6 protein-coding genes and 1 pseudogene are annotated in these 6,178 nt (G+C 74.9%); 2 read left to right on the plus strand and 5 right to left on the minus strand.

Annotated features, from left to right (window positions below):
- The first annotated feature begins 1 nt into the window (after position 1).
- Positions 2–829: a dimethylargininase gene (gene ddaH, locus ACFXAM_RS22205; RefSeq protein WP_380293819.1), complete on the plus strand. Its 828-nt coding sequence runs from the start codon at positions 2–4 to the stop codon at positions 827–829.
- A 62-nt stretch (positions 830–891) separates the two neighbouring features.
- Here ddaH and ACFXAM_RS22210 read toward each other — a convergent pair whose 3' ends face one another.
- The 5 genes from ACFXAM_RS22210 to ACFXAM_RS22230 all read right to left on the minus strand — a co-directional run bounded on the left by ACFXAM_RS22210 (position 892) and on the right by ACFXAM_RS22230 (position 5,795).
- A complete protein-coding gene (locus ACFXAM_RS22210) occupies positions 892–1,566 on the minus strand; it encodes a lactate utilization protein C (RefSeq protein WP_380293821.1) in 675 nt (224 codons plus the stop codon).
- Positions 1,563–3,020, minus strand: a complete 1,458-nt coding sequence (locus ACFXAM_RS22215; RefSeq protein ID WP_380293823.1) for a lactate utilization protein B — start codon at positions 3,018–3,020, stop codon at positions 1,563–1,565. The genes ACFXAM_RS22210 and ACFXAM_RS22215 overlap by 4 nt, the downstream gene beginning before the upstream one ends.
- The gene (locus ACFXAM_RS22220) at positions 3,017–3,766 is read right to left on the minus strand and encodes a (Fe-S)-binding protein (protein ID WP_380293825.1); all 750 of its coding nucleotides are present in this window, start codon (positions 3,764–3,766) and stop codon (positions 3,017–3,019) included. The genes ACFXAM_RS22215 and ACFXAM_RS22220 overlap by 4 nt, the downstream gene beginning before the upstream one ends.
- A gap of 157 nt (positions 3,767–3,923) precedes the next feature.
- On the minus strand, positions 3,924–5,138 hold the full coding sequence (locus ACFXAM_RS22225) for a globin domain-containing protein (protein WP_380293827.1): 1,215 nt from the start codon (positions 5,136–5,138) through the stop codon (positions 3,924–3,926).
- A 150-nt stretch (positions 5,139–5,288) separates the two neighbouring features.
- The gene (locus ACFXAM_RS22230; RefSeq protein ID WP_380293829.1) at positions 5,289–5,795 is read right to left on the minus strand and encodes an RrF2 family transcriptional regulator; all 507 of its coding nucleotides are present in this window, start codon (positions 5,793–5,795) and stop codon (positions 5,289–5,291) included.
- A gap of 172 nt (positions 5,796–5,967) precedes the next feature.
- Here ACFXAM_RS22230 and ACFXAM_RS22235 point away from each other — a divergent pair.
- Positions 5,968–6,178, plus strand: a pseudogene (locus tag ACFXAM_RS22235) (hypothetical protein); the annotation flags it as partial.

Genomic DNA, 6,178 nt, shown 5'->3' on the forward strand with positions numbered 1-6,178 from the left:
CATGTCCCACCGATTCCCGGAGCGCACCGCGAGGCCGCGGCGCTACCTCATGTGCCGTCCGACGTACTTCACCGTCGAGTACGCGATCAACCCGTGGATGGACCCCTCGAAACCGACCGACACCACGCTCGCCGTCCGCCAGTGGGAGCGGCTGCGCGCGCTGTACGAGGAGCTCGGCCACACCGTCGAGCTGATCGAGCCGGTGCCCGGCCTGCCGGACATGGTGTACACGGCCAACGGCGCGACCGTGCTCGACGGCCGGGTGCTGGTGGCGACCTTCCGGTACGCCGAGCGGGCCGCCGAGTCCGACGCCCACCACGCCTGGTTCCGGGCCGGCGGCTACCGCGAGGTGCGGCGCGCCGAGCACGTCAACGAGGGCGAGGGCGATCACCTGCTGGTCGGCCGCCGGGTGCTGGCCGGCTCGGGCTTCCGCACCGACCCGGCCGCCCACACCGAGGCCCGGGCCGTGTTCGGCCTGCCGGTGCTCGGCCTCGAACTGGTGGACCCCCGCTTCTACCACCTGGACACCGCGCTGGCGGTGCTCGCGGACGACCACGTCATGTACTACCCGCAGGCCTTCACCCCGGACAGCCAGGCGCTGCTGCGCAGCCTCTACCCGGACGCCATCCTCGCCGAGCGGGAGGACGCCGAGGCGTTCGGCCTGAACGCGGTCTCCGACGGGCGCCGGGTGCTGCTCCCGGAAGCGGCGAAGTCCCTGGCCGCGCGGCTGGCCGACGCCGGCTACGAGCCGGTGCCGGTCGACCTCTCCGAGCTCTTCAAGGGCGGCGGCGGCCCCAAGTGCTGCACCCTGGAGCTCCGCCCGGCCTGACGCGCAGCGCTGCCCCGAGCCGGACCGTCCGGCCGCACGGGCGCCGCACGGGGTGCCGGAGCTCAGCCGCCGTCCGTCACCAGGACGACCTCCAGGGTGCGGGGGCCGTGCACGCCCTCGACGCGGTCGAGTTCGATGTCGCTGGTCGCCGAGGGGCCGGAGATCCAGGTCTGCGGGCGGCCCGGGTAGAGGCGCGGGAGGGCGAGCGGGACCGAGGCGACCACCTGCTCGGGCGCGCGGACCACGCAGACGTGGTGGTCGGGGACGAGCGTCAGCAGCCGGCGGCCCTGGGCCGGACCGGCGTCCAGGACCAGGGTGCCGGTCTCGGCGATCGCGAGGGCGCAGCCGGTGAGCACGCTGTCGACGGTGTCCAGACGGGCGGCGGTGAGCGGGCCCTCGGGCCCGTCGTCCGGGAGCGCGCGGGCCCGGGTGACGGCGAGCCACTCCGGCGGCAGTCCGGGCGGGACGGCCACGGTCCGGGCGCCGCGGGCCTCGAACAGGGCGGCGAGCAGCAGCGGCAGCCGGTCGGCGGTGCAGCGGTGGACCAGGGCGCGGTAGTCGGCGAGGTGGTGCTCCAGCAGGTCGAGCAGCGCGCCGGGGTCGTCGGCGGGCACGTGGCTGCGCAGGTAGTCGCGCGGCACGGGCTCCTCCTGCGGCGCGCGGGTGCGCAGCGCGGCGCGGATCCGGGCGAGCACCAGGTCGCGCGAGCCGGTGGAGGGTGTCGGGCGGCCGCTCACGGGCGGTTCCTCCGCCACCAGTCGCGGAACGGTTCGGCGGGGACGGCCGGCAGCTCCCGGGTGTCGGTCCAGGCCCGGCCGGGGCCGGGCAGGCGGCGCGGGTGGAGCCGCCGGGTGCGGGCGGCGGCCCGTTCGGCGGCCCGCAGCAGGGCGGGGCGGTCGAGGACGTAGCCGGCGGCGGCCATCGCGGCGCGTTCCAGCCGGTGGCCGCGCTGCCCGGCGACCCGCTCGCGCAGGTGGACCAGCACCTCGGGGATGTCGATGGCCACCGGGCAGACCTCGTAGCAGGCCCCGCAGAGCGAGGAGGCGAACGGCAGCGAGGCGTCCAAGGGGGTGGTGGTGCCGCGCAGTTGGGGGGTGAGGACGGCGCCGATCGGCCCAGGGTAGACCGAGCCGTAGGCGTGTCCGCCGGCCCGCTCGTAGACCGGGCAGACGTTGAGGCAGGCCGAGCAGCGGATGCAGCGCAGCGTCTGGCGGCCGACCTGGTCGGCGAGCGCGTCGGTGCGGCCGTTGTCGAGCAGCACCAGGTGGAACTCCTCGGGTCCGTCGCCGTGCGGGCCGTCGGCGTGGGTGCCGGTCCAGAGCGAGGTGTAGGGGTTCATCCGTTCGGCGGTGGAGGAGCGGGGCAGCAGTTGCAGGAAGATCTCCAGGTCCTGCCAGGTGGGCAGCACCTTCTCGATGCCGACCACCGAGATCAGGGTGCGCGGGAGGGTCAGGCACATCCGTCCGTTGCCCTCCGATTCGACGACCACCAGGGTGCCGGTCTCGGCGATCATGAAGTTGGCGCCGGAGACCGCGACCCGGGCCCGCAGGAACTTCTCCCGCAGGTGCAGCCGGGCCGCCTCGGCGAGTTCGCCGGGCGCGTCGGTGAGCCCCTCGGGGGCCGGGCGGCCCCAGTCGGCCATCCGCCGGGCGAAGATCTCCCGGATCTCACCGCGGTTGCGGTGGATCGCCGGGACGAGCAGGTGGGAGGGCCGGTCGTCGCCCAACTGGACGATCAGCTCGGCGAGATCGGTCTCGTAGGCGCGGATGCCGGCCTCGGCCAGCGCCTCGTTGAGCCCGATCTCCTGGGTGGCCATGGACTTGACCTTGACCACCTCGTTCTCGCCGGTGGCGCGGACCAGGCCGGTGACGATCCGGTTGGCCTCGGCGGCGTCGGCGGCCCAGTGCACGGTGCCGCCCGCGGCGGTCACCTTCTCCTCCACCTGCAAAAGGTAGCGGTCGAGTTGCAGCAGAGTGCGGTCCTTGACCGCCTTGCCGGCGGCGCGCAGCTGCGCCCAGTCGGCGAGTTCCGCGACGGCGCGGGCCCGCTTCTCCCGGATGGTGCGGGTGGCGTGCCGCAGGTTGCCGCGCAGCCGTTCGTCCCGGACGGCCCCGGCGGCGGCCTGCGGGAAGGGCACCTCGGGGGAGACCCCGGGCGGGAAGGCGGGCATGCCGAGGAAGGTCCCGCTCACGGCGCCGCCCGCCAGGGCTCGGCCTCGGTGCTGGCGAGGATCTCGGCGAGGTGCAGCGGGCGCAGCGGCGCGCCCTGCCGGCGCAGGGTGCCGCCGAGGTGCAGCAGACAGGAGTTGTCGCCGCCGCACAGCACCTCGGCGCCGGTGGCCACGGCGTCGGCGGTCTTGTCGGCGGCCATCGCGGCCGAGACCGCCGGGTTCTTCACGGCGAAGGTGCCCCCGAAGCCGCAGCACTCCTCCGCGCCGGGCAGGTCGACCAGCTCCAGTCCGCGCACGGCGCGCAGCAGCCGCAGCGGGCGGTCTCCGAGGCGGAGCAGCCGCAGGCCGTGGCAGGAGGGGTGGTAGGTGACGGTGTGCGGGAACCACGCGCCGACGTCCTCGACGCCCAGCACATCGGTGAGGAACTCGGCCAGTTCGTGCACCCGGGGCGTCAATGCGGCGACGTCGGAGGCGAGTGCGCCGCCGGCCCGGGCGGCGATCCGGGGGTGGGCGTCGCGCACCATGGCCACGCAGGAGCCGGACGGCGCCACCACGTGGTCGTACCCGGCGAAGGCCTGCACAGTGCGGCGGACCAGCGGTTCGCAGGCCCGCGCGTAGCCGCTGTTGTACTGCGGCTGGCCGCAGCAGGTCTGCGCGGGCGGGAAGTCGACCTCGACGCCCAGGCGTTCCAGCAGCCGGACGGTGGCGATCGCGGTGGACGGCAGCAGCGCGTCGTTGACGCAGGTGGCGAACAACGCGACGCGCAAGGGTCCTCCCGAGCCCGGGGTGCGAGGTGCCGGAGCGGTCCGGCACGCCGGTGATCGTACCGAGCCGCCGCTCCGGACGGCGGCGCACCACGCCGGGCGCGCCGCCCCGGACACCGGTGTCCGGGGCGGCGGCGTCGGCCCGCCGGGGGCCGCCGGGTCAGGCGTCCCGGCCGAGCCAGAGGTCCGGGCCGAACACCTCGTAGTGGATGTCGGCGGCCGGGACGCCGGCCGCGAGGAGCTGGCCGCGGACGGCGCGCAGGAACGGCAGCGGGCCGCAGAGGTAGGCGGTGGTGCCCGCCGGGACCTCGACCGAGGCCAGGTCGACCAGGCCGGTGCGGTCGGCCGGCCAGTCGCCGAGCGGGCGCTCGTAGAAGACGTGGGTGGTGGCGTTCGGCAGCTCGGCGGTCAGCCGGGCGAGGTCGGCGCGGAACGCGTGCGACAGCTGGTCCCGGTCGCCGTGCACGGTGACGACCCGGCGGGCCGAGCCGGTGGCGGCGAGGTGGGCGAGCATCGCGGTCATCGGCGTGTTGCCGATGCCGGCCGAGGCGAGCAGCACCGGACCGTCGCCCTCGGCGAGCGCGACGTCGCCGAACGGCGGGGCGATGTCGAGGACGTCGCCGGCCTTCAGGGTGGCGTGCAGGTGGTTGGAGACCTCGCCCTCGGGGCCGCCCGCGATCTCGGCGGTGGCGCGCTTCACGCTGAACTGGAGCGCGCCGGCCGGGGCGCCGGAGAGGCTGTACTGGCGGATCTGCCGGGCGCCGTCCGGGAGTTCGGCGCGCACCGAGACGTACTGGCCGGGCTTGGCCGACGGCAGCGGCCTGCCGTCGGCCGGGCGGACCAGGTAGCTGGTCACGTCGTCGGTCTCCTGGTGGCGGGCCACCACGGTGTACGGGCGCCACAGGTCGTCCGGGTCGGTGCCCTGGGCGGCGGCGGCCTCGTCGCGCAGCCGGCCCTCGACGGCGATGAGCGCGTTGGCCATCAGCCAGTAGACCTCGTCCCAGGCGGCCGCGACCTCGGGGGTGACGGCCTCGCCGAGCACCTCGACGATGGCGGCGAACAGGTGCTCGTGGACGATCTTGTACTGGTCGTCGGTGATGCCGACCGAGACGTGCTTGTGGGCGATGCGGGCGAGCAGCGCGTCCGGACGGCTGTCCGGGGTGGCGAGCAGGGCGGTCGCGAAGGCGGCTATCGAGCCGGCGAGCGCCTGGCGCTGGCTGCCGTTGGCCTGGTTGCCCCGGTTGAACAGGTCGCGCAGCAGCTCCGGGTGGGCGGCGAACATCTTGTCGTAGAAGAGCGGCGTGATGTCGCCGATCGCACCGCCCACGACGGGCAGGGTGGCTTCGACGACCTCGGCGGACTTGGCGGACAGCATCGGAGGCGCTCCAAACTGGAATTTGAGAGTCGTATTTTCGGCCGTGCGGATGCGCGGACCGGCGTGGGGAGGTGAAAGCGGTGCGACGGTGGGGCCGTGCGGTGGGGAACTGCGGTGCTGCGGTGGGTCGTCGGGGTGTGCCGGAGTGCGTCAGCCGGTGAGGCCGGCGACGGGTTCGGGCCTCGCGGTGAGGCCCGGTCCCGGGGTGGGGCCGGTGAGGCCCGGTCTCGGGGTGAGGCCGAGCAGGACGGGTCCGGTCGGCGCGGTCACCAGATCGCCGATCGAGAGCGGGTCGAGGGTGGCGAAGAACGCCTCCTGCGCGCTGCGCAGGATCCCGCGCAGCCGGCAGGCCGACCGCAGGGGGCACGGTGGTTCGTCCTCGCAGCCGACCACATCGCCCGTCCCCTCCAGTTCGCGCAGCAGCAGCCCGAGCGATCCGGTGCGGCCGGGCGTGGTGAGGGACAGGCCCCCACCGCGACCGCGCCGCGCCGACACCACGCCGAGGTGCTGCAGCCGGCTGACCACCTTGGCGGCGTGGGTGTACGGCACGCCGACCGCCTCGGCCACCTCACGGGTGGTCGGGTTGGCCTCCTCGTCGAGGACGGCCAGCCGCATGGCGATGCGGAGGGCGATGTCGGTGCTCTTGGTCAGCCTCACGTTCGAAAGGCTAAAGAATGCGACTCCAGGACTCCAATTTCTTGCACGGGCACGGATCGGAGTCGGACCGTTACGTGTCGCAGCGGTCGGGAAGACTGTCCGGTGGACACCTCAACTGCTTTACTGTCCGAGCTCGTTCGCCGGAAGGCGACCCGAGAGGATGGGGGACGTCATGGACAGTGGTGCCCAGCCGCCACCTCCGCCACAGGAACCGCAGCCTTCGCCGCCGCAGAAGTCCGTCCCGTCGTCGCCGGAGGCCGCGCCGCCGCCGTCCGCCGGGCCGCAGTGGGGCGCCATCCCGCTCGGGCCGGTCCGCCCGGGGCCGGTCCACCCGGGGCCGCCGCCCGTCGTCCCGTCCCCGGCCACCCCGTCCCCGGCCACCC

The organism is Kitasatospora sp. NPDC059462, assembly GCF_042749955.1.
Lineage (GTDB): Bacteria > Actinomycetota > Actinomycetes > Streptomycetales > Streptomycetaceae > Kitasatospora.

What these genes read in the sequence shown, in the direction of transcription:
- ddaH (WP_380293819.1), top strand. Translation starts at nt 2, where the DNA reads ATGTCCCACCGATTCCCGGAGCGCACCGCGAGGCCGCGGCGCTACCTC.
- ACFXAM_RS22225 (WP_380293827.1), bottom strand. Translation starts at nt 5,138, where the DNA reads ATGCTGTCCGCCAAGTCCGCCGAGGTCGTCGAAGCCACCCTGCCCGTC.